Annotated in this window: 29 protein-coding genes; 14 read left to right on the forward strand and 15 right to left on the reverse strand. The window is 56.3% G+C overall.

Annotation, left to right across the window (positions count from 1 at the left end; translation table 11 throughout):
• Positions 1–20 precede the first annotated feature (20 nt).
• Together SynA1524_RS03290 and SynA1524_RS03295 are read left to right on the forward strand one after the other, a co-directional pair.
• On the forward strand, positions 21–596 hold the full coding sequence (locus tag SynA1524_RS03290; protein WP_222930506.1) for a DUF1345 domain-containing protein: 576 nt from the start codon (positions 21–23) through the stop codon (positions 594–596).
• Between the two features lie 128 nt (positions 597–724).
• Positions 725–1,027 carry a DUF5132 domain-containing protein gene (locus SynA1524_RS03295; RefSeq protein ID WP_186498934.1) on the forward strand — a complete coding sequence of 101 codons (303 nt, stop codon included), beginning with the start codon at positions 725–727 and terminating at the stop codon, positions 1,025–1,027.
• 423 nt (positions 1,028–1,450) lie between these two features.
• On the opposite strand, the gene SynA1524_RS03300 is transcribed toward SynA1524_RS03295, so the two are convergent.
• The gene (locus SynA1524_RS03300) at positions 1,451–2,512 is read right to left on the reverse strand and encodes a hypothetical protein (RefSeq protein ID WP_186498935.1); all 1,062 of its coding nucleotides are present in this window, start codon (positions 2,510–2,512) and stop codon (positions 1,451–1,453) included.
• A gap of 37 nt (positions 2,513–2,549) precedes the next feature.
• Between SynA1524_RS03300 and SynA1524_RS03305 the strand changes: the two genes are divergently transcribed.
• From SynA1524_RS03305 to SynA1524_RS03320, 4 genes are all read left to right on the forward strand, one after another.
• The gene (locus tag SynA1524_RS03305; protein ID WP_286188653.1) at positions 2,550–2,948 is read left to right on the forward strand and encodes a hypothetical protein; all 399 of its coding nucleotides are present in this window, start codon (positions 2,550–2,552) and stop codon (positions 2,946–2,948) included.
• Positions 2,949–3,128: 180 nt separating this feature from the next.
• Complete coding sequence (locus SynA1524_RS03310; protein ID WP_286188654.1) at positions 3,129–5,525, forward strand: heavy metal translocating P-type ATPase; 2,397 nt, start codon at positions 3,129–3,131, stop codon at positions 5,523–5,525.
• The gene (locus SynA1524_RS03315) at positions 5,522–6,046 is read left to right on the forward strand and encodes a hypothetical protein (protein WP_186498937.1); all 525 of its coding nucleotides are present in this window, start codon (positions 5,522–5,524) and stop codon (positions 6,044–6,046) included. The genes SynA1524_RS03310 and SynA1524_RS03315 overlap by 4 nt, the downstream gene beginning before the upstream one ends.
• 132 nt (positions 6,047–6,178) lie before the next feature.
• Positions 6,179–8,149 (forward strand): hypothetical protein, encoded by a 1,971-nt coding sequence (locus SynA1524_RS03320; protein WP_186498938.1) that lies wholly within the window; start codon positions 6,179–6,181, stop codon positions 8,147–8,149.
• Between the two features lie 42 nt (positions 8,150–8,191).
• Here the strand turns inward: SynA1524_RS03320 and SynA1524_RS03325 are convergent, their stop codons facing one another.
• From SynA1524_RS03325 to SynA1524_RS12965, 8 genes are all read right to left on the reverse strand, one after another.
• Complete coding sequence (locus SynA1524_RS03325) at positions 8,192–8,800, reverse strand: TMEM165/GDT1 family protein (RefSeq protein WP_186498939.1); 609 nt, start codon at positions 8,798–8,800, stop codon at positions 8,192–8,194.
• A 77-nt stretch (positions 8,801–8,877) separates the two neighbouring features.
• Entirely contained in the window at positions 8,878–9,405 is a 528-nt protein-coding gene (locus SynA1524_RS03330; RefSeq protein ID WP_186498940.1) for a hypothetical protein, read from the reverse strand.
• Positions 9,406–9,549: 144 nt separating this feature from the next.
• Positions 9,550–10,536, reverse strand: coding sequence for a cysteine synthase A (cysK, locus tag SynA1524_RS03335; protein ID WP_186498941.1), 987 nt, complete (start codon positions 10,534–10,536; stop codon positions 9,550–9,552).
• A gap of 102 nt (positions 10,537–10,638) precedes the next feature.
• Positions 10,639–12,090, reverse strand: coding sequence for a PLP-dependent transferase (locus SynA1524_RS03340; protein WP_186498942.1), 1,452 nt, complete (start codon positions 12,088–12,090; stop codon positions 10,639–10,641).
• Positions 12,087–13,229, reverse strand: a complete 1,143-nt coding sequence (locus SynA1524_RS03345) for a trans-sulfuration enzyme family protein (RefSeq protein WP_186498943.1) — start codon at positions 13,227–13,229, stop codon at positions 12,087–12,089. The genes SynA1524_RS03340 and SynA1524_RS03345 overlap by 4 nt, the downstream gene beginning before the upstream one ends.
• A 149-nt stretch (positions 13,230–13,378) precedes the next feature.
• Positions 13,379–14,767 carry a photosystem II reaction center protein CP43 gene (gene psbC, locus SynA1524_RS03350; RefSeq protein ID WP_011127543.1) on the reverse strand — a complete coding sequence of 463 codons (1,389 nt, stop codon included), beginning with the start codon at positions 14,765–14,767 and terminating at the stop codon, positions 13,379–13,381.
• Entirely contained in the window at positions 14,751–15,806 is a 1,056-nt protein-coding gene (gene psbD / locus SynA1524_RS03355) for a photosystem II D2 protein (photosystem q(a) protein) (protein WP_011127544.1), read from the reverse strand. The genes psbC and psbD overlap by 17 nt, the downstream gene beginning before the upstream one ends.
• 59 nt (positions 15,807–15,865) lie before the next feature.
• Positions 15,866–15,997: a hypothetical protein gene (locus SynA1524_RS12965; RefSeq protein ID WP_286188655.1), complete on the reverse strand. Its 132-nt coding sequence runs from the start codon at positions 15,995–15,997 to the stop codon at positions 15,866–15,868.
• Here SynA1524_RS12965 and SynA1524_RS03360 point away from each other — a divergent pair.
• Both SynA1524_RS03360 and SynA1524_RS03365 read left to right on the forward strand, forming a co-directional pair.
• Complete coding sequence (locus SynA1524_RS03360) at positions 15,996–16,532, forward strand: photosystem I assembly protein Ycf4 (protein WP_186498944.1); 537 nt, start codon at positions 15,996–15,998, stop codon at positions 16,530–16,532. The genes SynA1524_RS12965 and SynA1524_RS03360 overlap by 2 nt on opposite strands.
• 4 nt (positions 16,533–16,536) lie before the next feature.
• Complete coding sequence (locus SynA1524_RS03365) at positions 16,537–17,208, forward strand: peptidylprolyl isomerase (protein ID WP_186498945.1); 672 nt, start codon at positions 16,537–16,539, stop codon at positions 17,206–17,208.
• A gap of 2 nt (positions 17,209–17,210) precedes the next feature.
• On the opposite strand, the gene ilvN is transcribed toward SynA1524_RS03365, so the two are convergent.
• Positions 17,211–17,741 carry an acetolactate synthase small subunit gene (gene ilvN / locus SynA1524_RS03370; protein ID WP_011127547.1) on the reverse strand — a complete coding sequence of 177 codons (531 nt, stop codon included), beginning with the start codon at positions 17,739–17,741 and terminating at the stop codon, positions 17,211–17,213.
• A gap of 25 nt (positions 17,742–17,766) precedes the next feature.
• Positions 17,767–18,678, reverse strand: coding sequence for an alpha/beta fold hydrolase (locus SynA1524_RS03375; RefSeq protein ID WP_186498946.1), 912 nt, complete (start codon positions 18,676–18,678; stop codon positions 17,767–17,769).
• Positions 18,679–18,781: 103 nt separating this feature from the next.
• On the opposite strand from SynA1524_RS03375, the gene SynA1524_RS03380 reads away from it, so the two are divergent.
• The 5 genes from SynA1524_RS03380 to SynA1524_RS03400 are packed head-to-tail and all read left to right on the forward strand — an operon-like array spanning position 18,782 to position 22,029.
• Positions 18,782–19,843, forward strand: coding sequence for a N2,N2-dimethylguanosine tRNA methyltransferase (locus tag SynA1524_RS03380; protein ID WP_286188656.1), 1,062 nt, complete (start codon positions 18,782–18,784; stop codon positions 19,841–19,843).
• A 16-nt stretch (positions 19,844–19,859) separates the two neighbouring features.
• On the forward strand, positions 19,860–19,958 hold the full coding sequence (petM, locus tag SynA1524_RS03385) for a cytochrome b6-f complex subunit PetM (RefSeq protein ID WP_011127550.1): 99 nt from the start codon (positions 19,860–19,862) through the stop codon (positions 19,956–19,958).
• A 55-nt stretch (positions 19,959–20,013) separates the two neighbouring features.
• Positions 20,014–20,976, forward strand: coding sequence for an NmrA family NAD(P)-binding protein (locus SynA1524_RS03390; RefSeq protein ID WP_186498947.1), 963 nt, complete (start codon positions 20,014–20,016; stop codon positions 20,974–20,976).
• Positions 20,977–21,031: 55 nt separating this feature from the next.
• Positions 21,032–21,247, forward strand: coding sequence for a DUF8669 family protein (locus tag SynA1524_RS03395; protein ID WP_186482823.1), 216 nt, complete (start codon positions 21,032–21,034; stop codon positions 21,245–21,247).
• Entirely contained in the window at positions 21,247–22,029 is a 783-nt protein-coding gene (locus SynA1524_RS03400) for a methyltransferase domain-containing protein (RefSeq protein ID WP_186498948.1), read from the forward strand. The genes SynA1524_RS03395 and SynA1524_RS03400 overlap by 1 nt, the downstream gene beginning before the upstream one ends.
• Here SynA1524_RS03400 and SynA1524_RS03405 read toward each other — a convergent pair.
• On the reverse strand, positions 22,001–22,654 hold the full coding sequence (locus SynA1524_RS03405; RefSeq protein ID WP_286188657.1) for a pseudouridine synthase: 654 nt from the start codon (positions 22,652–22,654) through the stop codon (positions 22,001–22,003). The two genes, SynA1524_RS03400 and SynA1524_RS03405, sit on opposite strands and share 29 nt — an antisense overlap.
• 191 nt (positions 22,655–22,845) lie before the next feature.
• On the opposite strand from SynA1524_RS03405, the gene infA reads away from it, so the two are divergent.
• The gene (gene infA / locus SynA1524_RS03410) at positions 22,846–23,115 is read left to right on the forward strand and encodes a translation initiation factor IF-1 (protein WP_006041809.1); all 270 of its coding nucleotides are present in this window, start codon (positions 22,846–22,848) and stop codon (positions 23,113–23,115) included.
• Here the strand turns inward: infA and trxB are convergent.
• The 3 genes from trxB to SynA1524_RS13245 form a co-directional block, all read right to left on the reverse strand.
• Positions 23,112–24,485 (reverse strand): thioredoxin-disulfide reductase, encoded by a 1,374-nt coding sequence (trxB, locus tag SynA1524_RS03415; RefSeq protein WP_186498950.1) that lies wholly within the window; start codon positions 24,483–24,485, stop codon positions 23,112–23,114. The genes infA and trxB overlap by 4 nt on opposite strands.
• 124 nt (positions 24,486–24,609) lie before the next feature.
• The gene (locus SynA1524_RS03420; protein WP_186498951.1) at positions 24,610–24,858 is read right to left on the reverse strand and encodes a DUF8673 family protein; all 249 of its coding nucleotides are present in this window, start codon (positions 24,856–24,858) and stop codon (positions 24,610–24,612) included.
• A 96-nt stretch (positions 24,859–24,954) separates the two neighbouring features.
• Positions 24,955–25,170, reverse strand: coding sequence for a hypothetical protein (locus tag SynA1524_RS13245; RefSeq protein WP_502707903.1), 216 nt, complete (start codon positions 25,168–25,170; stop codon positions 24,955–24,957).
• Positions 25,171–25,198 lie beyond the last annotated feature (28 nt).

Genomic DNA, 25,198 nt, shown 5'->3' on the forward strand with positions numbered 1-25,198 from the left:
GTGTCCTCTTTTCGCCAGTCTTGGCAACTAAGGAAGTGATTACTGTTGCGATCACATTTTCGCTTTTACTTGACTTTTTGATCTTGATCAAGCAGTCATGGCTAATTGGAATCAATGAAACGAGGGAAATCTTTCAGCAATTCAATGCCAAAGAGTCCTCTGTTGCTGTGAGGACTATAGCCCTTGTCTTCCTAAGTGTAGGTATCTTGAGTTTTTGTATTGCCGAACTGCATTCCAAGAATGATGTTTTGCCAAATAGCCTTCACATCTTTATAAGTTTCATTGCTCTTTTTTTAACCTGGTTTCAGCTGCACAATGGGTTTGCACTCTACTACGCGAAGAAGTACTTTGACATGAACCCGGATGTTCTTGTTGAATCCGAGGATCAAAAAGGATTTGTATTTGAAGGGGCAGAGCCTACATTTAGCGATTTTTTGTACATATCTTATTCAATAGGCCTTACCTATTCAATGACTGATTGTGGTATTAAGGATTCTTCCGTCAGGCGTGTTGTCATTATTCACTGTCTTTCATCATTTCTGTTTGCCTCAACAGTCCTCTCTATCATATTTTCATTGGCAACTAAAGTGAGTTGACGTGTGAGGGACCAGCCCGGCGCACGTCAATTTGTGTGCATTTGCAATCATTTCGGAGGGTTGCTGTAATGAGCACTTCCCAAAAACCAGATCATCTTTAAAATTCTGCTGATGAACCAAATTTTGTCATGTTTGAACTCGAGTATCTCGTTGCCTTTGGCTTGGGCGCTGGGCTCGTCGCACTTACTCCTGTTGTAGCAGCTGCTGCCGGGAAAGAAAGTTCCATCACGAAATCTGTTGCAGGTGCTGGCCGCGGCCTTACAAAACAAGGCCTTAAGGTCGGCCTCTTCGTGGGTGGCAAGGTGTCTGGACTCTTTTCTGGCGTAAAGTCTGGCATTAATGAAGTTGGTGAAAGCTTCGGCGACATCCTTGCTGAAGCCAAAGCCGACATGGCGGCACCGAAAACCAAAACCGCATCACCAAAGGCTTAAGGCTTGCGAGTTACAGTTAAACACCGTATTTTTGGGCGCGTAAGATTTTGTTGGCAAAAAAAATTAACATTCTATGACATGCATTTCATGGAATGTTCATTTTTTTTTGTGTTTCCCACATGTCGTTTTCGACCGGTTTCGGGCAATTCTGGTTGTGTGATCCATTTTGATGAAGCTGCTGATCATTCACTCTTTTCTCAGATCACTACGTGGATAGGTGATTTCTTAGCAATTGGCAATTGTCAGGGACCCTTGCTTCCACCGTCCAAGACGGATTTATTGATCGATAAGGCTAAAGGTTGGACAGCTCAGTCCATGATCGTAATAGCAATACTTGGCTGGATTCTTCCAATTCTTCCAGGAACACCTTTTTTCTTACTAGCTTGGTGGCTTGGTTGGAGACCAGTATCGTCAACTGAGCTGTCAGTTGTGACTGAACCATAGAGTAAGCCATCCTAGAGCGATTTGAGCACGCTCACATTGCTTGGAAACGAACTCTGTTGGCAATGCAATACTTCGGCAATACCCATTGAATATCAAATGTATGCTTGCGTCGACTTGTTCGATTTTTAAATTAGCCTTTGTCACACCCGGCAAGAATATTTTTGCGCAAAGTTTCTCTGTATCCCACTCCTCGATGCGATTGCTTGCTCTCTTCTCATCATTTGTTTTGGCTTCTTCAACTAAAGCGGGAACTGCGATTGATTTGTTGATCATTATTGGTCCCTGTCGGCATTCATTCTCGAGTTCAACATTGGCTTCAGTACTTGCCTCCTCGACTATTAGAATATGAGGTATTGCACGGTGCATTCCAGCAATGCTAAGCCGATTCCTTAGCTGCGCAGGCTTGTAGTTCTTGCCGTCAAGAATTAATGTGAAATGATGATTGCTACGATCAGAGATCGTTTTTTGTAGGAGATGTAAGCGGCTTTTCCAGGCGTCGTTAAGACGCAACTGTTGTGACGAGGGCAAGCGTAGGCGTAGTATTTTTTCGACTGTCGAGAGTGTTTGGCGCGTTTTGTCCCACCAGTTGAGCAACGGCTCAAGCAATTGGTCGATCAAGGCTGGACCCTTTTGCGCCATGCCCAGGATTTTCAGTGCATGCAATGGCGTTGGCAGGATTGCGATCAAAATTGTCCCCATTTGAGCACTCTCCAGTGCTTCTGAGAAGAAGATTAATTTGGTTAAATCTTCGATTCCAGGTATTGGAGGGAGCTCGGTTGATTGTTTAGAGGCAATGTCGAGCAGTTGCCACCACTCACTAGCGTGAGGATTGAGCTGCTTCCAAAGCTGCTTGAGAACACTGATATGGTCGAAGTATTGAATAATACAATTGTTGCTCGCCGTGAGCTGCGCGTGATCTAAATTGAACTCACCTGAAAGGTCATACAGCTTGATTTGACAATCTCTTGTCTGGTTCAAGAAAAAATCTTGCAACCATTGATGTATCGCCGTATACCTATCTGCGCTGACCAAGAGGATCAAGGCATTGTCTTCGTCTTAGAACGCCATTGTATCGGGGATGTCGTCGGAGGTTTCAAGAATTTTGAGTTATTATTTCTTGAACTTCCATGACACTATGTTCGAGCTAGAAACCCTTGCGGCTTTTGGCGCGGGTGCTGCCTTGATGGCATTAGCTCCGGTAGTTCGCAAGATGGGTAATCAAGAACTTGGCGATTCAATGGGGCAGGCTGGTCGCACAATGGCCAAAGGTGGTGTCAAGGTTGGTCTTGTTGCAGCAGGCGTTGCAGGGAAAGTTGCCAAGGGTGTCGCTAAGAATGCCGCTGAAGTCGCTGAATCATTTGTAGACCTGGTTGAAGAGGCTAAATCCGAACGGGTTGAGCCAACGAACATTGATGATGCTCAGCCATCTGCCGAGGCCCCTCAATCTCAGAGAGTCACCAATGTGACTGTCGAGTAAGTACGACTCCAGCACCCATCCAAAACTTCTCTCGAAAACACCATGGCCACATCATTTCAGATTGATTCAGGTCTTGGGATCGTTGACGGAGGCGCTTCTACTCGAGCCTCCCGAGAGTACGTTCTACCAAGATTTATTGATCGCATTCTCCACGCTTCGCCCAGAAGACTTCGATTCAGTGTGGAGTCTGGTTTTCAAGATCCAGATAACTTTACACGTCATATTAAATCTCTTGCATCAGTTGGACAGGTTCGTTTTAACAATTTGGCTTCGTGCTATGTCGTCGTTTTTAAGACAGGTCAATCAGTTGACGCACTTCAATGGCTCAGTGCTTTGCCGCGACGAGCGCGTGAGATACCTTTTGTGCCAGAAGTTGCGCTAATTAATGCTGTAGATTCTTCAAATGTGCAGTTAGCTGAGGAAGAAGATGAAAAATTTGTCCCAACGCGCATTATACTCCCCGTCTGCTCTCTTGGCCTGGCGATAGCAGCTGGTCCTCTGTCCCTTCCTCCCCTTGCCGTTGGTGTTTTTATTATTGGTGCAGCACATCTGAGTTTTAAACGGGCTTGGGAGGGTTTAAAGAAAGAACGCAAGATTAATGTTGATTTCCTTGATGCTTTAGCTGTATTGCTTCACAGTTTGGAAGGATTTCTTCTGGGTCCGGCCATGATGATCACCATGATTGAGGGTGGTGAGGCTGTACGGGACGCCACCCAGCGAATTGCCAATTCATCAAATACTGATCTGGTTTCAAGTCTTCAATCTGATGTTCGTCTTCTCACGGAAGATGGCGAGAAGATTGTTTCAAGTTTTGATCTTAATCCGGGTGATCGGGTTTCCTTTTTGCCAGGTGACAAGATACCAATCGATGGCGTCATTGAATCTGGAGAAGCTTCCCTGGACGTTGTCAAGCTTACAGGTGAATCAGTTCCCAGAATGTCTGGCCCTGGAGAGGAAATCTTAGCAGGTTTTATCGTCCTCGAGGGTCACATTATTGTGACAACTTCAGCGGTCGGTGATGATACACGTGTGGGGCAGATCACCAAAATGATTGAGTCCGCACCTGTATTTGATACACGTGTTGGTAATTTTGCCGCAAATATTGCCAATCACTTTGTTATCCCAACATTGGTTCTTGCGGGTGTTTCCTTGTTGCTGAGTGCCGGCAACATTGCCCAGGCAGCGTCGCTGTTGATGTTCGATCTTGGAACTGGTTTACGTGTATCCGTTCCCACGGCCATTATGGCGGCTCTCACCAGAGCTGGAAGCCAGGGTCTGCTGATTCGCAGTGGACGAGCTCTTGAACAGTTGGTTGATGTGGATGTTGTTGTGTTTGACAAAACCGGCACTTTGACAGAAGGTCATCCATCCGTTGTCGAATTTACGATATTTGATCAAACAGGGTCCCCCATCGAAGTTGTTGCTTCTGATCGCCTCAGGCATCTTTTGCAACTTTCCACCTCCCTGGAACAAGGCCTGAATCATCCAATCGCCAAGGCGATTCGTGATTTTGCTGCAGAGCAGGATGTCGAGGTTATTGACTGTGAAAGCTGGGATTACAGAGTTGGTCGTGGTGTCGTCGCCACTGTGAACGATCAGACCATTCTTCTAGGCAATTCAAAACTACTTCACGAAGAAGGGGTTGAGATCTGGTCAGTCGATTCCAAGCCGGAACTCGACGTGGCAACCCCAATTTATCTCGCTGTTGACGGCCTACTAGTTGGTATTCACTACGCACTTGATCGTGTGCGACCTGATACTCCAGCCATGATCGCTGAGTTGCATCGCCGTGGTATCGAAGCTCACATGCTTACGGGTGATATTTCCTCTGTTGCCCATGCAGTTGCTGCTGACATTGGACTGCAGCGGCACGAAGTTCATTCAGATGCCTTACCTGATCAGAAAGCTGAATTAGTTCAAAAGTTTACGGCTGAAGGCAAAAAAGTTGTCTTTGTGGGTGATGGTATCAACGATTCCGCAGCTCTTGCTTATGCAGATGTCTCTGTATCGTTTGCCTCAGGTAGCGACCTTGCTCGAGAAACTGCTGACATTGTTCTCACCAATGACCAGGTATCGGATTTGATTGTTGCTCAAGACTTAGCGAGACACACCTTTGCTTTGGTGAAGCAGAACATTGGAATTGTTGGAGTCCCGAATTTATCCGCACTTTTGATCGGTACGTTTCTTCCTGTTAATCCAATTGCTGCTGTTTTCCTCAACAACGGTTCTTGTCTCGTGGCAGCGGGTAATGCGATCCGCGCTCTTGGCTTCAAGGCTAAATCACTTCCAGAGGTTGATGCTTCATCTGATGAAGTTCTAGTTGAGCCGATTTTGTCTGAAGCCTCAGAAGTCAGACCGATAACCAAAGATTCTATGGACGCTAAAACTACCTCTCCTTCCATCCAACTTGATCTGTCTGCCCTCTCCAGTCGGGTTGGCCTGAGTTACCAGAAGATCTCTGCTCGTCGTCGTCGGAGTGATTTCATTGACTGGATATCGGCCCATGATCCTGAGGGTTATGGTTGGGAGTACAGCAAGGATCGCAACACCTTTTCCATGGTTGCTGCGAATTCATGACTCCGACGCTTCATTTGCGCCACCGTACAGATCATCGTTGGCGATTCGTTGTGTCCCAATCATCTGCTCTTGATTGGGTCCGCTTGCAAAGTGACCTCCTCAATGTTTTCCCCCAGAGCAGCTGGTTTGTTCGCATCAACCAGAGGGTTGGTTCGATTGTTATTTGCCGATTGGCCTCAGCACCACGCCTTCGCCAAGATCCGCTGACGCTGGTGTTTGGTCGTATTGCTCAGCAATTGAACCTTCAAGGATTTTCCATTTCTGAAACTCCTTTGATACCAACTGAAATCATGGACCAGACCTCACAGAACTGGAGAAACACTATTCAGTCAGCGTTTCGTTTCATTGCTAATGCTGCTTCTGTGTCCTTATCCATATCCACGTTGCTGTTCTCTTTCGCCATTTTTATAATCGGGTTTTTAGGTCTATTCATACCCTTTTCACCCGGGATCTGGTTGTTGATTGCCGCAACAGCTCTCTTTGACCTCGCACTTACTTTTCGTCGCCCCTTCGTCGTTTAATCCCTTCTGATCATGCTTACAGCGGTTTGCCCATCCCAATGGATTATCCGCAGTGAGCTGGTTGATCGGGTTCGTGTATTCCATCCAGGTTTATCCTCCTCGCCTGGATTACGCCAACATTGTGGGTCATTGTTGCATCGTACCCATTGGCTTCTCAGTCACCGTATCAATGCGGTGTCCTCCACAGTGGTGATTCGATTTCACCCTCGCCAGCGAGATGAAATCACGCTTCTTCTCGAGCGTTGCTTCATTGAACCCGTTGCTGATTCAGGCCTTGAACAGGCATTGGCTGCAGAAACACGTATTACAGACATCACCCATAGTTCTTCTTTTCAACAGGCTCTGCGCAGTGGAGTGATTTGCGGTTCTGTTCTTCTCATTGATTCCATTCTGGCCATTCCCCCGTTGGGTCTTGGCTTGGTGGCCACCATGCTGAGCTTGCCGCTGTTGCGTGAATTTATTGAACAAGTGAAAGAGCGTCTTAAAGGCGAGGTTGATTCCAGACAATTGCTACCTCCAGCTTCGGTTGAAGTTGCCCTTTCAGCGATGTTGATTGGTTCAGGTTTGGCGCGCGAATCTCTTGTTGAAGGACTATTAGGAAGCTCTACGTCAGCGCTCCAGTCGATAAGTGAAAATACTGATGGCTCCAGTTCGGAGTTTTTTGTGTTTTTGGAGCGTATTAAGACTTCAGTGATGCTGAGATGTGTAGGTACTAAATCAGAGGGTAGTAGCTTATGTCCAATCGGGGATGTTCAAGTTGGTCAGCGCTATCGATTGATTGATGAGTATCACGTTTATTTACCCTCCAGGGTGGTCCAAGGAGAGTTGGTTGTAATTAATAGCCTCAGCGATGGCTCTCCCCTCCCGTTCCATGTAATTCCGGGTGATTTTCTTGCCTTTGGCGCATTTGTGCTGTCTGGCGACGGTATTTGTGAAGTCGTTCAGCCTTTTTCTGAGATTGCTGCTTTTCAGATTGAGGACACTCTTCTGGAAGAGGAGCCATTAAGTGTTTTCCAGCAGCGTTTGTCCTCCTTGTACGACATTCTTTTGCCGCCTGTGCAGCTTGGATTTGGAGTTTGGTCATTACTTAATGGCCTCACAGAACGTGCTATTGGTTTGCTGGCTTTCAATCCGGCTGAAGATTCTGAGCATGCCTCTTTGTCTTCTGCTGAGTCAGCTTTGGTTGACATGGCACTCAATAATGTGCACATTTCTGATTCTCGCGTTTTGGACACACTGAGCGATGTGAGTCATGTTTTAGTCAGTGTTGATGCTATGCGACATCTTGGCTCTTATTCATATGAACAGAATTTGTCAAAGGATGCATCTGGTTTTGGTTGTGACTTGCTTCAAATTCTATGGGCTATTGTCTCACATCTTGGTGCAGACCCAAGCTCTGTCTTTTGGGGTATTTTGAGTGATGTCCTAGAGAAACACCCGACACTTCAATCTCTTGAGGTAAACCTTGGTGAATCAGATCAAGGCCTTTACCACGTTGTTCTTGAAGGCCAGCCCAAGGTTTTGATCCGTTTTGAGGAAAAGGGTGAATCCATTCATGCTCTCTTTTCTACGTCAGATGCTTCTCTCGGTGGACTCACTATTGTCTGGCGGCCATCCCCAGAGTTTGAATCGGTGATGTCCCAGCTTTGTGAACTTGGCATTGCAGTTAGTACGGTTGGTTCTCATTCTGGGAGAACTAGGGAACCACAAGATCGCAAATCTAAGTTGCATGAACTTCAAAAAAATGGATCTAAAGTTGCTTACTTAGGTGATGTTGTTAATGATATCGCTGCTATGGCGGCAGCTGATGTAGCGATTGGTTTTTCAGAGGATGAAAAGGGCTTTATCTCTAAAACCGTCTGCGACGTTATTCTAGGCGGAGACATTCATTGGCTTTCTCGTCTTTTTGTTCTTAGCCGTAATTATGTGCAATCTAATCATTTTAACACGAATTTGATTGTTGTTTCATCAATTCTGCTTGCTGCGGCTTCTTTTGCGGCTACCTTCTCTCCCCTCCAAACAATTGTCCTGTTTAATGCAGCCCCTGTTATTGCCGAAATCAATACATTGCGATCTCTAAATTTTTCTAGGACAAGAAGTTAACTCATTAGCTTTATTTAGGTTATAGATTTTTGCTGAATGACGCTAATGCGCCAATATATTTATTCCGAGAGCTATAAACAAAGCACCACTTATGTACAAGAGTCGTTTTTGGCATAGGCGTTTTTTTAAGCATTTCCCTGACGATACCGCCATAATCGCAAGAAGAAAGTTAGCCGCTACTGCTCCAGAAAAAATGCTTTCTGCAGATATGTTTGGCCCAGCGGCTAATGCAAGAAGCGCAAGTTGCGTGCGGTCACCGAACTCAGCTAAAAATGTTGTCGCAAACGAGTTGCGAATCACCTCGTTTGCGGGCATTGCTAGTTCTACTGATTCAAATGTTTTTTTGGTTCCTTCTTCGTTGGTGGCAACATGAAGGCTTGATTTCATTTTTCTTGCTTCGAGAAATGCGTTGGCTCCGAATAGGAGAAATGCCACTCCTGAGAAGATTTGAATGGTATCGATGGATATGACCGATTTCATCCATACCCCGGCTGTAATCCAAAGTCCTGCGCCGATTGTTAGGGCCGAAACGCTTCCAGTGAAAACCCAACGAGCTTTATGCCTTGCCGCGAGAACAAGAGTGGTTAAGAATGATTTATCTCCTACGCCCGCGATGGCGACCGTGGCGAATGCTGTAGTAAAGCCAGCCACATACCTAGGGAAATTTCTGACAAGCTATCGGAGATGTCTTTTCCCTGTTGCTCGCGTCAGTGCATGTGGATATGGCTTCAGCGATCCGTGGGTTCCTTGACAAGCCAGGCTGTGCGCTGTCCGGCTCGACTGATTCGTTCAAACTCTAATCCCATTCTGTGAAAACCCCGTTGCCCACTGGATAATTGCTCCGTCTGCGGCAAGCGCTTGATCTCGAGAAGTGAGCAGATTTCGTGACCTGTGAGTTCGATTTGCGTGGTTTTGAGCAGATCTAGAACTTCAATCCTTTCTCGTAATAAACGTAGCTTGGAATACTTTCTGACATCGTCTTCGATTGGCGGCTCTGAGCTGGTTTCGGTTGTTGCCAGTTCGTGGTGTGTGAAGTTGGTTTCCACTGTGACCACTTCCGCGACCAGGGGCTCTTTCGGATTGGCCCGTCCCAGGTGGTCATAGATGCGTCCCGTTTCTTCTTGTCGAATCCAGGTGCGCATGCCTCGTCGGATCGGCTCAATACCGAGTTCACGCATCACCAGCAGTAGGTCAACCCGCGACAGACCGAGGTCAGACTCCAGACTGCCAAGACTGACCGCTTGTTGTGAGCTCATGCTGGGAACTTCTACAAGACCTTTTTACTCGTTGTTCACGTCCAGTTGTCAATTGTCTTCGGCTCAAAAAAACGTGCGTGAAGCCATTTCACTCCACACACGCGTTGATCGCTCTAGTCGATTTGAGGCTCCAGTGATCCTGAGTCAGACTGCGACAGGCTGCTCGATGATGCCGGTGGGCACATCGGCGAACATGACCGACGAGAGATAGCGCTCGGCCAGGTCGGGCAGCACTACCACGATGGTTTTGCCGGCGTAGGCGTCCTGTTCCGCCAGGCGGATGGCAGCTGCGGCGGCGGCTCCACAGGAGATGCCTACCAACAGACCCTCTTCCTGGGCCAGGCGCAGGGCCATGGCGATCGATTCGTCATTGGTCACCTGCTCCACCTTGTCGACCATGGACATGTCCAGGTTCTTAGGGATGAAGCCGGCGCCGATGCCCTGGATCTTGTGGGGACCGGGCTTGACCGTTTCTCCGTTGATTGTCTGGGTGATCACCGGGCTATGGCTGGGTTCCACGGCGACGGATTCGATCGCTTTGCCGGCTTCGTTCTTGATGTAGCGGGACACACCGGTGATGGTGCCGCCGGTGCCGACGCCAGCCACCAGCACATCGATGGCACCGTCACAGTCGTTCCAGATCTCCGGACCAGTGGTCTTGAAGTGGATATCGGGGTTGGCGGGATTGTCGAACTGCCCTGGCATGAAGTACTTGCCGGGATCGCTGTCGGCAATCTCCTTGGCCTTGGCGATGGCACCGGGCATGCCCTTGGCGGCCTCGGTGAGGATCAGCTCGGCGCCAAGAACGGCCATCATCCGGCGACGCTCGATCGACATCGACTCGGGCATCGTCAGAATCAGTTTGTAGCCGCGGGCCGCCGCTGTAAAGGCGAGGGCGATTCCGGTATTGCCGGAGGTGGGCTCGACAATCACCTTGTCTTTGGTGAGCTTGCCGCTCTTCTCGGCATCCCAAATCATGTTGGCGCCGATCCGGCACTTCACGCTGTAAGCGGGATTGCGACCTTCGACCTTTGCCAGCACGGTGGCTTTGCAGTTCTTGGTGACGCTGTTCAGCTTCACCAGCGGGGTGTTGCCGATGGCGAGGCTGTTGTCGTCGTAAATGCGGGACATGAGGCTGCTGGCAGGTAATGGGGCCCGAAGAAAACAAAATAGACATCCGAATCCCTTACCAGCGCTGTTGTTAAGGGCTTTTTCAGAGTCTCCGTTGGTTCCTCAGGATTCCAGCGCTCTGGCGAAGCGTTGCCAGAGCTCGTTCGGATCTTCCAGACCGACGGAGACCCGCAGCAGATAGGCAGGTACACCGCAATCGGCTGCCCAGTCCAGCTCGTCGTAATGGGCCAGCTGGGTGTAAGGGCAGGCCAGGGTGAAGTGGGTCCCCAGGCTGGGACCCTTGCTTACCTGCAGGGCATCGAACACCTGTTGCGTCCTGGTGGCGTCGTTCAGCACAAAGGAGAGCAGGCAGCCGTGGCAGGCATTGGGGCGCATCAGGCCCCTGAAGTTGACGCAGTCCTTGGGATGGAGCACCTGCCGCACCGCAGGGTGGTGTTCCAGGTGTTGCGCCAGCTGAAGGCAGTGACGATCGAGTTGTGGGACCCGGTCGTTCACGTCGCGACTGGCCTGCTCCAGGGCAATGGCATCACCATCCCCCAGGGGTGCTGGAGTCGTGATGGCCTGCAGCAGTTGGGTGCTCCAGCGGGAGTGGGGGCTCACCAGCAGGCTTCCGGCCATCACATCGCCTCGTCCGGCGAAGCTCTTGGTCAGGGAGGTGAAGATCAGGTCGGCATAGGGCAGGGCATTGAGGTTGATGCCAGTGCCGATGGTGTCGTCGGCGATCACAGGAATCCCACGGGAGTGAGCCATTTCGCTCACCGCCGGCAGATCCACACAGCGCAGCAGCGGATTGCTCGGCAGTTCCACGATCACGGCTGCCGGCTGGTGCTGATCCAGCGCCGCTTCCACCTCGGTAAGGGTCTGTGGTTGCAGCAGCTCGCCGCCGTGGAACACCACCTGCGGTTGCTTCAGCACATCCACATAGGGAAAGCCGAGCTGCAGGGTGGGGCGCTGCGGTCGCAGCTGCTGAATGGCGTTTAACGCGGCATGAAGGCCGGCCATGCCCGCCGGATGAAGGCTGATCCGTTCGGCTTCGACGCCATGGATGGCAGCCAGGCGCTGGCGAATGCTGGTTCTGGCCGCTTCAGCGTCCTCTGCTGATGGCGACTGTTCCAGCCCCAGTGCAACGGCCGCCTGCCGGGAGGAGGCGCCGAGGCCGGTGTGCTGCCAGAAGGCTTTGGCATGGGGACTGGCGCTGGCATCGGTGTGCAACGCCACCAAGGGGCCGGAGCTGGTCAGTTGGGTGTGGGCCTGCGGCGCCTTGCGGCGGCAGTGGGCCTCGGCGGCGCGGGCCGCGGCTTCGGTGGCATAAGGCCAGGCCGTCAGTCCATCGAGGGCCAACTGGCCCGACAGCGTCTGCAGCAGAGGGTGCAACCCGAAGCGCGGGTAAATGGTCTGCAGCGCCTGACGACAGCTGGGGTCTTGTTCCTCGTAGGCAATCACGTCCTGCCAGCGGGGCAGGGCCATCGACACGGCGTGGGTGGCGTCCGGCAGGGGATGGCCCAGATCCGCTCCCTGCCAGCAGGGTTCGCTCAAGAGGTCGCGGGGACTCACGCCAGCAACTCCAGGGCCTGCTCCAGATCGGCCTGCAGATCGGCGAGGTCTTCACAGCCCACTGAGAAGCGCACCAGGCCATCGTCAATGCCCAGCTTGGCCTTCACCTCGGCAGAGACAGCGGCGTGGGTCATGGTGGCCGGGTGGCAGATCAGGCTTTCGATGCCGCCGAGACTTTCGGCCATGGTGAACCAGCGCAGTTGTTTGCAGAGGGCATAGGTCTGCTCCTGGCTGGCGTTGAAGCTCACCGTCACGATGGCGCCGCCGGCACTCATCTGACGGCTTGCCACCTGATGTTGAGGGTGATCTCTGCGGTGGGGATAACGCACCCAATTCACTTTGGCGTGCCCCGCCAGTTGATCGGCCAGGGCCGCGGCATTGGCCATCTGCTGCTTCAGCCGAAGTGGCAGCGTCTTGATGCCCCGCGTGATCAACCAGCAATCAAAAGGGGAGGGCTGCAGGCCCAGGGCCTTTTGGGAGAACATCATCTTCTGGTGCCACTCGGGATCGTTGGTGCAGACCGCTCCACCGAGGGCATCGGAGTGGCCGTTGATGTATTTGGTGGTGCTGGTGAGCGAGAGGGTGGCGCCAAGATCCAGGGGACGCTGCACCAGGGCGGTGGCGAAGGTGTTGTCGACCACCACGGGGATTCCCAGGGGTTGAGTGACGCTACAGACCGCCTCCAGGTCGATCACCTTGAGCAGGGGGTTGGTGGGGCTCTCCAGCCACACCATCGCCGGCGTCTGAGCTTGGATCTGCTCCAGTGCTGCCGGCTGGGTGAAGTCCGCCAAGGCGGTTTTCAACCCGAACTTGGCGAACACCTGCTCGAACAGCCGCACGGTGCAGCCGTAGAGGTTCTCCTCGCACAGCACCAGATCGCCCTGCTTCAACTGCGACACCACGGCGGTGATGGCGCTGACGCCGGAGGCGAAGACGGTGGCGTGGGCGCAGCCTTCCACCGAAGCAAGAACGCTGTCGAGGATGCGGAAGTTGGGGTTGCCCGAGCGGGTGTAATCAAATCCGCCCGCATTGCCATGGGCAAAGGTGCTGGTGGGGAAGATCGGCGGCATCACGGTGCCGGTGTCCCCGGCAAAGCTCTCGCCGTGGTGGATCACCCGGGTGTTCAGGCCTTCGCTCACTGCCGCGTCATCGATGGGAACAGACTAAGAAATCGCTATTGGCACGATATCGCAGACATTTCGCATTGATTTCGTGAATATTTCGTGCCAAATAAAAACCCCCGCCCGTAGGCGAGGGTGAATGACGATCGTTGGATTGAACCAGTTGATCAGTCGAGGTCGGGCATGCCGAGCACAGGCTCAGCCTTGCGGTCGATGCCTTTCTCAAAGCCAGCAGCAGCAGCGCGGGCGCGGCCGGCGTGCCAGAGGTGACCAACCAGGAAGAAGAAGGCGAGCACGAACTGCGTTGCACCCAACCACTGGCGGAGGTTCACGTAGTTCACCGAGTTGGGCTCGGTGATGATGCCGCCCACGGAGTTGATCGAGGCGTTGGGAGCGTGGGTCATGTACTCAGCCGCACGGCGCACTTGCCAGGGCTGAATGTCGTTCTGCAGCTTGTCGAGGCTGAGACCGTTGGGGCCACGCAGGGGCTCCAGCCAGGGACCACGGAAGTCCCAGAAACGCATGGTTTCACCACCGAAGATGATTTCACCGGTGGGTGAGCGCATCAAGTACTTACCAAGGCCGGTGGGGCCCATGGCGGAACCGATGTTGGCGCCGAGACGCTGGTCACGCACCAGGAAGGTGAAGCTCTGAGCCTGGGATGCCTCAGCGTTGGTGGGGCCCCAGAACTCGGAGGGATAGGCGGTGTTGTTGAACCAGATGTAGGCCGAGGCGATGAAGCTCATAAAGCTCAGGGCGCCAAGGCTGTAGCTCAGGTAGGCCTCACCATTCCAGATGAAGGCGCGACGCACCCAGCCGAAGGGCTTGGTGATGGCGTGCCAGATGCCTCCGAAGATCAGGGTCAGACCCAGCCAGATGTGGCCACCGATGATGTCCTCCATTGAGTTCACACCGATGATCCAGCCTTCGCCGCCGAAGGGGGCGCGAGTTAGATAACCGAAGATCACGCCCGGATCGAGAGTCGGGTTGGTGATCATGCGGACGTCACCGCCGCCGGGAGCCCAAGTGTCGTAGACGCCACCGAAGAACATGGCCTTGAAGACCAGCAGCAGGCAGCCGACGCCCAGAAGGATCAGGTGATAACCAATGATGTTGGTCATCTGGTTTTTATCGCGCCAGTCCTGGGAGAAGAAGGAGGAGTAGTTCTCCAGGATCTCCGGACCGCGCAGAGCGTGATACAGACCGCCCAGGCCGAGAACGGCAGAGCTGATCAGGTGCAGAACACCGACCACGAAGAATGGGAATAGATCAGTGACCTCACCGCCGGGGCCCACGCCGTAGCCAAGGGTGGCGACGTGGGGCATGCAGATGAAGCCCTGCTCATACATGGGCTTGTCGAAAGTGAAGTGACTCACTTCGAACAGCATCATGGCGCCGGCCCAGAACACCATCAGGCCAGCGTGCGCCACGTGAGCGCCGAGCAGACGGCCGGACAGGTTGATCAGACGAGCGTTGCCGGACCACCAGGCGTAGCCGGTGGAGTCGAGGTCTTTGCCGCCAGTGGCGCCAAGACCGGGATTAGAGAGCGTTACCACGGGGCAGAACCTCTTCAGGGAAGACGAAGTTTTCGTGCGGCTGGTCAGCCGGTGCCATCCAGGCACGCAGACCTTCATTCAGAAGGATGTTCTTGGTGTAGAAGGTCTCGAATTCGGGATCTTCTGCAGCGCGAATTTCCTGCGACACGAAGTCGTAGGCACGCAGGTTGAGGGCGAGGCCGATGATGCCGATGGAGCTGGTCCACAGGCCCATCACAGGCACGAACAGCATGAAGAAGTGCAGCCAGCGCTTGTTGGAGAAGGCGATACCGAAGATCTGACTCCAGAAGCGGTTGGCGGTGACCATGGAATAGGTCTCTTCTTCCTGAGTGGGCTCGAACGCCTTGAAGGTGTTGGCCTGCTCGCCGTCCTCAAACAGGGTGTTTTCCACGGTTGCGCCGTGAATGGCGCAAAGCAGTGCACCGCCGAGGATGCCGGCGACGCCCATCATGTGAAAGGGATTCAGGGTCCAGTTGTGGAAGCCCTGGAGGAAGAGGAGGAAGCGGAAGATCGCAGCCACACCGAAGGATGGCGCGAAGAACCAGCTGCTCTGACCGAGGGGGTACATCAGGAAGACGCTGACGAACACCGCGATCGGGCCGGAGAAGGCGATGGCGTTGTACGGGCGGATGCCCACCAGACGAGCGATCTCGAACTGACGCAGCATGAAGCCGATCAGCGCGAAGGCGCCGTGCAGGGCCACGAAGGCCCATAGGCCGCCGAGCTGACACCAGCGAACGAAGTCGCCTTGGGCTTCAGGGCCCCAGAGCAGCAGCAGGCTGTGACCCATCGCATCAGCGGGGGTGGAGACAGCAGCAGTGAGGAAGTTGCAACCTTCCAGGTACGAGGAGGCAATGCCGTGGGTGTACCAGGAGGTGACGAAGGTGGTGCCTGTGAGCCAGCCACCGATGGCCAAGTAGGCCGTGGGGAAAAGGAGGATGCCGGACCAGCCGACAAAAACGAAGCGGTCGCGCTTGAGCCAGTCATCGAGGATGTCGAACCATCCCCGCTGAGGCGCGCGTCCTACAGCGATCGTCATGAGTGGTGAACGGTGCGGAAGACCGCACGCTGTGGGATACGCCAGCGACCTTAACAATCTCAGCCGGTGTCGCGGGAGGTGTTTGCATCAGCTGAAATCCCCTGTATCGCATTGTTTCTTTGGGATTTCTTCGGGTTGCCCGGAGAGGCGTCATCTGCATTCACAATGAGCACCTCATTCGGGTCTCCCATGTCCGCAGAAGTGCTCGAGCAGCCGGTGCTCGGCTCCAGGCGTTTGTCGAATTACCTCGTTGCCGCTGCCGTCAGCATTGGCGGACTCGGTTTTCTCCTGGCTTCCCTCTCCAGCTACCTCGGGCGAGACCTGCTGCCCCTCGGTCATCCCGCGGCGCTGATCTTTGTCCCCCAGGGTCTGGTGATGGGGCTCTACAGCATTGCTGCCGCGGTGCTTGCCACCTACCTCTGGTACGTGATCGTTGTGGACGTCGGCGGCGGCAGCAACCGCTTCGACAAGGCCGCTGGGGTCGTCACCGTCAGCCGTCGCGGCTTTCGCAAGCCGGTTCTGGTGGAGATTCCCCTTAAGGATGTGAAGGCCGTGAAGGTGGAGGTGCGCGATGGCTTCAATGCGCGGCGACGGGTGGCCTTACGCATCCAGGGCCGCCGAGACATGCCCCTCACACGTGTGGGTGAGCCGCTGCCCCTGGCTCAGCTGGAGCAGGACGGTGCTGAACTGGCGCGCTTCCTCGGCGTCAACCTCGAAGGTCTTTGAACCAATGCGTCGCTTCGTTCTCTGGTCTTTATTGCTGCTCCTTCCCCTGATGGTGAGCTGCAGCCCCTCCCCTCGCGCTGCGGTAGCTCGTGGTTGCGCTGATGCGGAAGCCGCTTGTCTGCAGGGGAAGGCCACCGTGTTGATGAGCACCAGTCGTGGTGACATCACCATCGAAGTGGATGGTGATGCCGCACCTCTCACGGCCGGCAACTTCGTTGATCTGGTGCGTCGCGGTACCTACGACGGCACCATGTTCCACCGTGTTGTCCGCGAGCCCGTTCCCTTCGTGGTTCAGGGCGGTGACCCGCAGTCGAGCGATCGTTCCGTTCCCCTCAGCCAGCTGGGAACTGGCAGCTTTGTGGATCCCACCAACGGCGTGGCTCGGATGATTCCGCTGGAGCTGAGCTTCCAGGGTGAGGATTCCCCGCGCTACAGCCGCATCAGCAGCAACCCCAGCGAACTCCAGGATCTGGTGTTATCCCACGAGCGTGGATCCGTGGCCATGGCCCGCTCCCAGGCGCCGGATTCCGCTAGTGCGCAGTTCTACATCGCCCTGCGTCCATTGCCTGAGCTGGATGGTCGTTATGCTGTCTTCGGTCGGGTGGTGAAAGGGCTGGACATGGTGGACACGATCGAACAAGGGGATCGCATCAAAACCGCCCGACTGAGCGACTGAGCTCAGGCCGGAACTCTGTTTTCGCTCGGTGACACCTTGAGCAGTTCGGTGTTCACGCCGGACGCCCGTTCCAGCGCCACCTTGCCGGTGCGGGCGATTTCAAGAATGCCGAAGGGCGCCATCAGCCGTTCCAGGGCCACCAGCTTTCCTGGGTCCCCCACCACTTCCAGGGTGAGGGCTTCATCGGCCACATCCACCACCTTGGCTCGGAACACCTGCACCAGGTCAAACACCGCGCTGCGGGTTTCGGCGGGCGCTGAGACCTTCAATAGCATCAGTTCCCGCTCCACGGCAGGTCGCTGGGTCAGGTCGAGCACTTGAAGCACGTTCACCAGCTTGTCCAGCTGTTTGGTCATCTGCTGAAGGGTCTGGTCATCCCCCTCCACCACCATCGTTAAACGCGACTGGCGGTCGGCCTCTGCAGGCCCCACAGCCAGGCTGTCGATGTTGAAGCCGCGGCGCGCGAACAGTCCGGCGATCCGACTGAGTGCGCCGGATTCGTCCTCCACCAGCACCGAAAGGGTGTGTTTCATCGCTGCTGGTCGTTCCCGTCCGGTCTCACACACCCAAGTTACGATCCAGCCAGGGCAGCACCAAGGCAACGAACTGATCCGGCCGTTCGTCATGGGGACAGTGGCCGCAGGCATCGATCACCTGCAGCTCGGTATCAGGGCGGCAGGCGTGGATCTGTCGGGTCACGCTCAGGGGCACAAACCGATCCTGCTGTCCCCAGATCAACAGCAGCGGACAGTGCAGCTGTTTCAGAAGAGCGGGGGCGGTTGCCCCTCGCGGTCGCAGCGCCATTCCCAGGCTCATCGCCCGCAGGGCTCGGGCAGCTGTGGGACGTCGCGCCGGTCGGGCAATCAGCTGCAGCAGCTGCTGGTCTGAAGAGATCGATTGGTGATAGGCACCCTGGAGTCCTGATTTGATCAGGCCTGTGCGGGCGATTAGGGGCACCAGCAGCTCCAGGGGCAGGAGCCTCAGAACCACGCTCAACAGACGCCGCCGCCACCGGCGTTGCCAGGGTGGTCGACGTGGCGGGATTGGTTGGATCAGAGCCGGGTCCGGCAGCGGTGCGGCAACCACTGCGCGGATCTGCTCCGGCTTCAGCACAGCGGCCGTCAGGGCCGTGAGGGCCCCCAGGGAATTGCCGATCAGGACGGCGGGCCGCTGCACCACCTGCTCAACAAAGGCGTTCACCTGTTGTCCCCAGACGCGATTGTCCAGGGGAATCGCTGGCTGGTCCGAGGCCCCGAACCCCAGCAGGTCGAGGCTGAAGACCCGCCAGCCCTGGCTGGCCAGGCGCGGAGCGGTATGGCGCCAATGGCCGCTGGCAGCTCCGAAACCATGAAGCAGGACGATGGCCGGATCGTCGTCTTGGCCCAAGACTCTCCAGTGGCAGGACCAGCCCCGCCATCGCCAGATGGCCTGGTCACCCCAGTCGGCAGTCTGGTGAGCAGCGGCGGTCAAAGCTCTGGTAGATCCTGGTCCTCACTATCGCGAGGGGGCGGCTGAGCTGCTGCTGGGGGGTGGCTTCTTCCGCCGCGACTCACGGCCGGCCAGGGATGGCTCGGTGCTGCTGGCCTGGCATCAGGCCAGCACAAAAACCTGTGAACACCCCCTCCAGTGGCTGGATCTGATGGCGGGATGCGGCATACGGGGGCTGCGTTGGGGGCTGGAGGCAGCTGGGGCTCATTCGATGCCACCGGAGATCGTTGTGAACGATGCCGATGGCGATCGACGGCCCCTGCTGGAGCACAACCTCAAGCCATTGGCAGGGGCCACCTGCAGCAGTGTTCCTGCCGAGACGTTGCTGTGCCAGGCCCAGCTCGAGGGGCGACGGTTTGACCTGATTGATCTGGACGCCTTCGGCCATCCCGGTGCTCTGATCCAGCCAGTCCTGCAGCTCCTCGCCCCGGACGGAATTCTTGTGCTGGCCAGCACCGATGGTCGTTCTCCCACCGGCCATGACCGCCCCGGCGCGATCCGCAGCTTCGGAGCAGCGGCTCGCGCCCATCCCGCCAGCTGGGAGCTGGCCTTGCGTCAACACCTGGGGTTGCTGGCACGACAGGCCTGGTTGCTCGGCCGCGGACTCCAGCCGTTGATGAGCTTCAGCGATGGCCGCACCTTCCGTCTCGCGGTTCGTCTGAAACGCCTTCTCCATCCAGATGAGGAAGCGACGCTGGGATTGCTGGCCCGCTGTGGGACCTGTGGTGCCCAGCAAAGCCAGCCGCTGTTGCGTCTGCGCAATTGGTCGGCCTGTCACTGCCCACCCGAGCAGGGGCGCTGGGCCATCAGCGGACCGCTCTGGCTGGGTCCGTTGCAGCAGGTCGACTTGCTCGAGGAGCTGATGGCCAGTCCCGTGCCGGTGGCCTCAGCCACGCGGCGGTTGTTGCAGCGGCTCCAGGCCGACCCAGGGGGGTTGGGCCATGTTTGGTCGACCGCCGAGTTGGCGCAGCGCTGTGGATCCGGCCCGCCACCACTGCAGCGCCTGGTGGAAGCCCTCCGCACCCAGGGACACCAGGCCTGGCCCAGTGGGGTGATGGCTGGTCAGGTGCGCACGGATGCCGATCTTCCCGAGCTGTTACAGATCTGCTCCAACCTTTGTGGGGAAGGGCCTTTAATAGGCTCTTGAACATCCACACAACAGCATGGCTTCGGAGATTTTCGGCACGGCCGCCATTTTCTGGGTGCTGATCCCCGTGGGTCTGGCGGGTGGCGCACTGTTGTTGAAGCTGCAGGGTGACTGAATCCCCCTTTGTCACCCGAGCCACCTAGGCTCCACGACTTCTAAGCGAGGGCCCCATGCAGGTTCTGGTGTTGGGTGGCACGGGCACCCTTGGACGACAGATTGCCCGCCGTGCCTTTGATGCCGGACACGATGTCCGCTGCATGGTCCGCACCCCAAGAAAGGCGTCGTTTCTGCAGGAATGGGGTTGTGAACTTACCCGAGGTGACCTGCTTGAGCCAGACAGCCTCGATTACGCCCTAGATGGCGTGGATTCGGTGATTGATGCCGCCACCAGTCGTCCCACCGATCCCCACAGCGTTTACGAGACGGACTGGGACGGAAAGCTCAATCTGCTGCGGGCCTGCGAGCGCGCTGACGTCAAACGGTTTGTCTTTGTTTCGCTGCTCGGAGCTCACAGACACCGCTCGGTGCCGTTGATGGACATCAAGGCTTGTACCGAGAACCTGTTGGAGTCGTCTGATTTCGAGTACACGATCCTCCAGGGTGCTGCCTTTATGCAGGGGGTGATCAGTCAGTTCGCGATCCCAGTGCTGGAGAGTCAGACGGTGTGGGTGAGCGGCAGCCCGACGGCTATTGCCTATATGAACTCCCAGGACATGGCCCGGTTCGCCATTGCGGCCCTCGAGCGCCAGGAGACCATTCGCGGCACCTATCCGGTTGTGGGTTTGAAAGCATGGAACACCGGCGAGTTGGTCCAGCTTTGTGAGCGCTGCAGCGGCAAGACGGCCCGCGTGTTCCGGGTTCAGCCTGTGTTGATCAAGCTGATGCAGGGCCTTGCATCGTTCTTTGAACCGGCCGTGAACGTGGCCGAGCGTCTTGCCTTCGCGGAGGTGACGGGCGGCGGCCAGGCGTTGGATGCACCGATGGAGAACAGCTACGCCGCTTTCGGTCTGGAACCCTCGGAGACCACCGAGATGGAGAGCTACATCAGCGAGTACTACGACACGATCCTCAAGCGGCTTCGGGAGATGGAGGCCGATCTGGACAAAGATGCCAAGAAAAAGCTGCCGTTCTGAGGAGCCTTGCTCTCTGCTAGTTCTTTTGTACTGTTAAGGGGTCCGGGCTGGTTCGATGGCAGTTGCTCAGTTGAAGAATTTGCAGCGCCGGCTGCAGTTGCTTTCCGATGAAGCAGAGCAAGGCTTAACTCGCTCCTGTGGTCATGAGTTATGGAAGAGCGTTGGTCCCGATGCGATCGATGGGCTGGAGGACCCTGCCCGCCGCGCGGAGGCCAACTACTGGTATGGCCAGTGGAACGTTGTGCGGGAGCTTCAGGAGGCCTTCGGCTGATGGCGGAGTCCTGCTGCCCATCTCCAGAACCACTGGATCAGTCCGACGCCGTGGATGCCCGGTACGGCGCCGCTGCCCTAGAGCGTGAGGCCTGCCTGTGCACGCCTGTGGGTTTTGACCCGGCACTGCTTCAGGTGATTCCGGATGCGGTGGTGGAGCGTGACTACGGCTGCGGCGATCCCACCCGCTGGGTCCGTCCGGGTGATCGGGTGCTGGATCTTGGTAGTGGCAGCGGCAAAAATGCCTTCATCTGCTCCCAGGTCGTCGGAGCTGATGGGGCTGTGCTGGGGGTGGACCGCAATCCCGACATGTTGACCCTCTCCCGTCAGGCGGCACCGGTGGTTGCCGAGGCCATTGGTTACGGCAATGTCCGTTTCGTCGAAGGCGCTATTGAGGCGCTGGACGAGCAGGGCGACGCTGCTGAACCGCTGGTGCCGGACGCCAGCATCGACGTGGTTCTCAGCAACTGCGTCCTCAATCTGGTGAATCCCTCGTCCCGTCAGCGGCTCCTGGCCAACATCCGGCGTGTGCTGGCCCCGGGCGGTCGTGTGGCGATCAGCGACATCGTCTGCGATCAACCGGTGCCGATGCATCTCCAGCAAGACCCAGAGTTGTGGAGCGGCTGCATCAGCGGCGCCTGGCAGGAAGACGACTTTCTGAAGGATTTCCGTGCGCTCGGTCTGGAGCAGGTGACGTTCGCCGATCGCAGTGAGCAGCCCTGGCGAACGCTGGAGGGCATTGAATTCCGCGCGGTCACCCTCGTCGGTCAGCTTCCCGGCTAGTCCTATGTGGTCGGGGCGCCCTGCTGCTGAGCAGACGGTTCAGGCGCTCCTGCTCAGCGCTGGTCACGGACCGCCAACGGCCTGCCGGTAGATCGTTCAGATCAAATGCATCCCCGCCGTCCATCAGGTCGATTCGGCAACGGATCAGCCTCAGGGTTGGAAGCCCCACCGCGGCGGTCATCCGGCGCACCTGGCGGTTGCGCCCCTCCCGCAGGGACAGCTCAAGCCAACTGGTGGGAATCGTGGCGCGAACTCGGATCGGGGGATCGCGTTCTGGGAGTAGCGGAATCTCCTTGCCCTGCAGACAGTGCGCCCGTGCCGGCAGGGTCCGCTGGCGTTGGATCTCAACTCCCTCCCTCAGTCGCTGCAGTTGATCGTCGTCCGGGTGACCTTCCACCTGAACCCAGTAGCTGCGCCAGTGCCCGAAACGGGGATCGGTCAGCCGTTGCTGCAGACGACCTTGATCGGTCAGAAGCAGCAACCCCTCGCTGTCGGCATCCAGCCGACCTGCGGCGTAGACGCCAGGAACATTGATGAATTCAGCCAGACATCGCCAGCGGCTTGCCACCTCAGGGGTGAACTGACTGAGGACGCCGTAGGGCTTGTTGAACAGCAGGGTGGTCAACCGGCGTTTTCGCGAGCCCTCCACAGGTTGACAACGCCAATGGAGATCAGCAGAAGTCCCAGGTCCATGGTGATCGGAGGCAGCAGCACGGCAGGACAAGCGGGAGCCGCGGAGCCTAAAGGCACTGGCGGCAGAAGCGGGCCTGGAGGCGCCCTTTTAGAGTGATTGGACTACTGGAAAGACACCGGCGCATGATCGAAACCTCGGGCGTGATCGAGAAGGAACAGGGAAATGGGTTCTATCTGGTCACCCTTGAGCAGCCTGCCGGTCACCAATGTTTGTGTCGGGCCGCAGGCAAACTCACCAAGTTCCGCATCAAGTTGCTCGCCGGAGACAAGGTGTTGGTGGAGATCAGTCCCTACGACCTGACCCGTGGCCGAATCACCTATCGGGAGCGGAATGCTGGTGCCCCTGGTGGACGGCCAGGTGGCAACCGTCCAGGGGGACCGCGTCGCCGTTAGGCCGTCAGCGATTCAATCGCGGCCTTGAACTCGCTGCGTGGCTTGACGCCACGCCATTGCCTCACCATTGCTTTGTTGTGGAACAGCTGCACAGTCGGTGTCCCACTCACACCGGCCTGTTCGGCGATGGCCTGATCCGCTTCGATATCAATCACGACAGCCTGGGCATGGCCATCGAGCTCATTGATTACACGCTGAAGCTGTGGCTTGAGCACATGGCACGGTCCACAGGTTGGTGAGGTGTAAATCACGAGCAGTGGCTTGTCACTGTCGTGATAAAGCTTGCGGAGGGCGAAGCTGCCTTTCTGCCACAGCCCCTTCGGGTCGTAGCTCTCCTCGGTGGTCACGGCCACATTCACCGGTTGTTCCGCTTTGGCTGGCTCCACGGATGCCCTGGGAACGCGTGTTGCCAGGTTGTGGTGGGTGAGCCAGCGCTCCGCCACCAGAGCCGCCTTGCAGCCACTGCCTGCGGCGGTGATGCCTTGTCTCCATTCGGCGTCGGCGACGTCACCTGCTGAAAAGACGCCGTCCACGGAGGTTTCTGGGCGTCCTGATGCTGTAACCAAATACCCCTTCCCGTCCAGTTCGATCTGGCCTTTGAGCAGATCGGTGTTGGGGGTATGTCCGATGGCATAGAAAAGCCCTCGCACCGCGAGGGTTCGGGTCTCGCTGGTCTGTCGGTCCCGAAGGATGAGGGACTCCATCCACGCCCCCCCTGCCACGTCCTCGATTTCACTGTTCCAGTGCACGGTGATGGCTGGATTGGCCATCACGCGATCGGCCATGGCAGCGCTGGCTCGGAATTGGTCGGAGCGCACGATCAGATGAACATGACTGCCGTACTTGGTGAGATAAACCGCTTCTTCGCAAGCGGAGTCACCTCCACCCACTACGGCCAGTTCCTCATTGCGGAACTGGGGAGTGGCCCCATCGCAGATCGCGCAGGCACTGATGCCACTGCTCCAGAAGCGATCCTCTGTGGGTAAACCAAGCCGGTTAGCGCTGGCTCCGGTGGCAATGACGACGGCATGGGCCTGGATTGTTTGTCCTTCCGCTTCGATGCGGAAGGGTCTCTGGCTCAGGTCAATCCGGTCTGCATCGGCCTCGATGAGGTGTGTGCCCCAGCGCACAGCCTGGGCCTTCATCAGATCCATCAAGTCTGGCCCCAGAATCCCATCGGGGAAACCCGGGAAATTCTCCACGTGGGTCGTGGTCATCAATTGGCCGCCAGGGATGCCTCCCCGCTGGAACCCCGTGATCAGCAGCGGCTGCAGGTTCGCCCGTGCTGCGTAGATGGCGGCTGTGTAGCCAGCAGGTCCAGACCCAACAATGACAAGGTTTTCAACGTGCCCGGAAGCTTCAACGGACATTCACTAATGCGGAATGACTATGAGTTGAGTCTACGGAAGACGGCGTGCGGCTCGAGAGCTGACCTAGACAGCAACTTCAAAAATGTTCTATTGGAACATTGATGAAGGCAATTTAATAAATTCTTCAGATTTCAAGTTGATAATCGCTTGACGATTCGTCGCGCATCATTCCGCGTTTGCTTGGATTGCGGGGGACGGCCAGAACATTGGCTTTAAGCATGGCTTCGTCTTCGCCCATGCAGGTGATCCATTCACGGAATTCTTCCGTTACCGCATAACTGTCTTCATAACGCTCATCCTTGTCAAGGACAGCGATCCGGGTTGAGGCCCAGCATGTGGCAACGCTGACTCGACGTTCCATTGCAGCGTCCATGGTTACCCCTAACGGAAGAACAGAATGAAGGATCAAGGTCCCCGGTCAGGGCTTGATTTTGCAGAAATTCGCATTTTTCTCTGCAGAAAGATGTCGTCAACGCTGCAAAAAAGAGGGCAGTTGCGGCGTTTTCAGGCGGATCATGGCCCCTGCTCCGTCGTTCACCGCCTCCAGCGGCAAGCTGGGACCTCTTCCACGAACAGGGGAATCGCCGATAGGGGCCTGGCCGCTGTCCTGCGAGGACAGCACGTAAGGCTCAGCCACGGACCAGGAGCGGGCGTAGCTCATCAGCAAAGGGTCCGCAGGGGCCACCACGTACGAGGGGTTGCGGGGAACTTGC

Origin of the sequence: Synechococcus sp. A15-24 (assembly GCF_014280195.1) — a bacterium.
GTDB lineage: Bacteria > Cyanobacteriota > Cyanobacteriia > PCC-6307 > Cyanobiaceae > Parasynechococcus.

Coding starts and splice junctions, on each gene's coding strand:
- SynA1524_RS03295 (WP_186498934.1), top strand. CDS start 725: ATGTTTGAACTCGAGTATCTCGTTGCCTTTGGCTTGGGCGCTGGGCTC.
- SynA1524_RS03305 (WP_286188653.1), top strand. CDS start 2,550: ATGTCGTCGGAGGTTTCAAGAATTTTGAGTTATTATTTCTTGAACTTC.
- SynA1524_RS03315 (WP_186498937.1), top strand. CDS start 5,522: ATGACTCCGACGCTTCATTTGCGCCACCGTACAGATCATCGTTGGCGA.
- SynA1524_RS03330 (WP_186498940.1), bottom strand. CDS start 9,405: ATGAGCTCACAACAAGCGGTCAGTCTTGGCAGTCTGGAGTCTGACCTC.
- cysK (WP_186498941.1), bottom strand. CDS start 10,536: ATGTCCCGCATTTACGACGACAACAGCCTCGCCATCGGCAACACCCCG.
- psbD (WP_011127544.1), bottom strand. CDS start 15,806: ATGACGATCGCTGTAGGACGCGCGCCTCAGCGGGGATGGTTCGACATC.
- SynA1524_RS03360 (WP_186498944.1), top strand. CDS start 15,996: ATGTCCGCAGAAGTGCTCGAGCAGCCGGTGCTCGGCTCCAGGCGTTTG.
- SynA1524_RS12965 (WP_286188655.1), bottom strand. CDS start 15,997: ATGGGAGACCCGAATGAGGTGCTCATTGTGAATGCAGATGACGCCTCT.
- SynA1524_RS03365 (WP_186498945.1), top strand. CDS start 16,537: ATGCGTCGCTTCGTTCTCTGGTCTTTATTGCTGCTCCTTCCCCTGATG.
- ilvN (WP_011127547.1), bottom strand. CDS start 17,741: ATGAAACACACCCTTTCGGTGCTGGTGGAGGACGAATCCGGCGCACTC.
- petM (WP_011127550.1), top strand. CDS start 19,860: ATGGCTTCGGAGATTTTCGGCACGGCCGCCATTTTCTGGGTGCTGATC.
- SynA1524_RS03390 (WP_186498947.1), top strand. CDS start 20,014: ATGCAGGTTCTGGTGTTGGGTGGCACGGGCACCCTTGGACGACAGATT.
- SynA1524_RS03395 (WP_186482823.1), top strand. CDS start 21,032: ATGGCAGTTGCTCAGTTGAAGAATTTGCAGCGCCGGCTGCAGTTGCTT.
- SynA1524_RS03400 (WP_186498948.1), top strand. CDS start 21,247: ATGGCGGAGTCCTGCTGCCCATCTCCAGAACCACTGGATCAGTCCGAC.
- infA (WP_006041809.1), top strand. CDS start 22,846: ATGATCGAAACCTCGGGCGTGATCGAGAAGGAACAGGGAAATGGGTTC.
- trxB (WP_186498950.1), bottom strand. CDS start 24,485: ATGTCCGTTGAAGCTTCCGGGCACGTTGAAAACCTTGTCATTGTTGGG.
- SynA1524_RS03420 (WP_186498951.1), bottom strand. CDS start 24,858: ATGGACGCTGCAATGGAACGTCGAGTCAGCGTTGCCACATGCTGGGCC.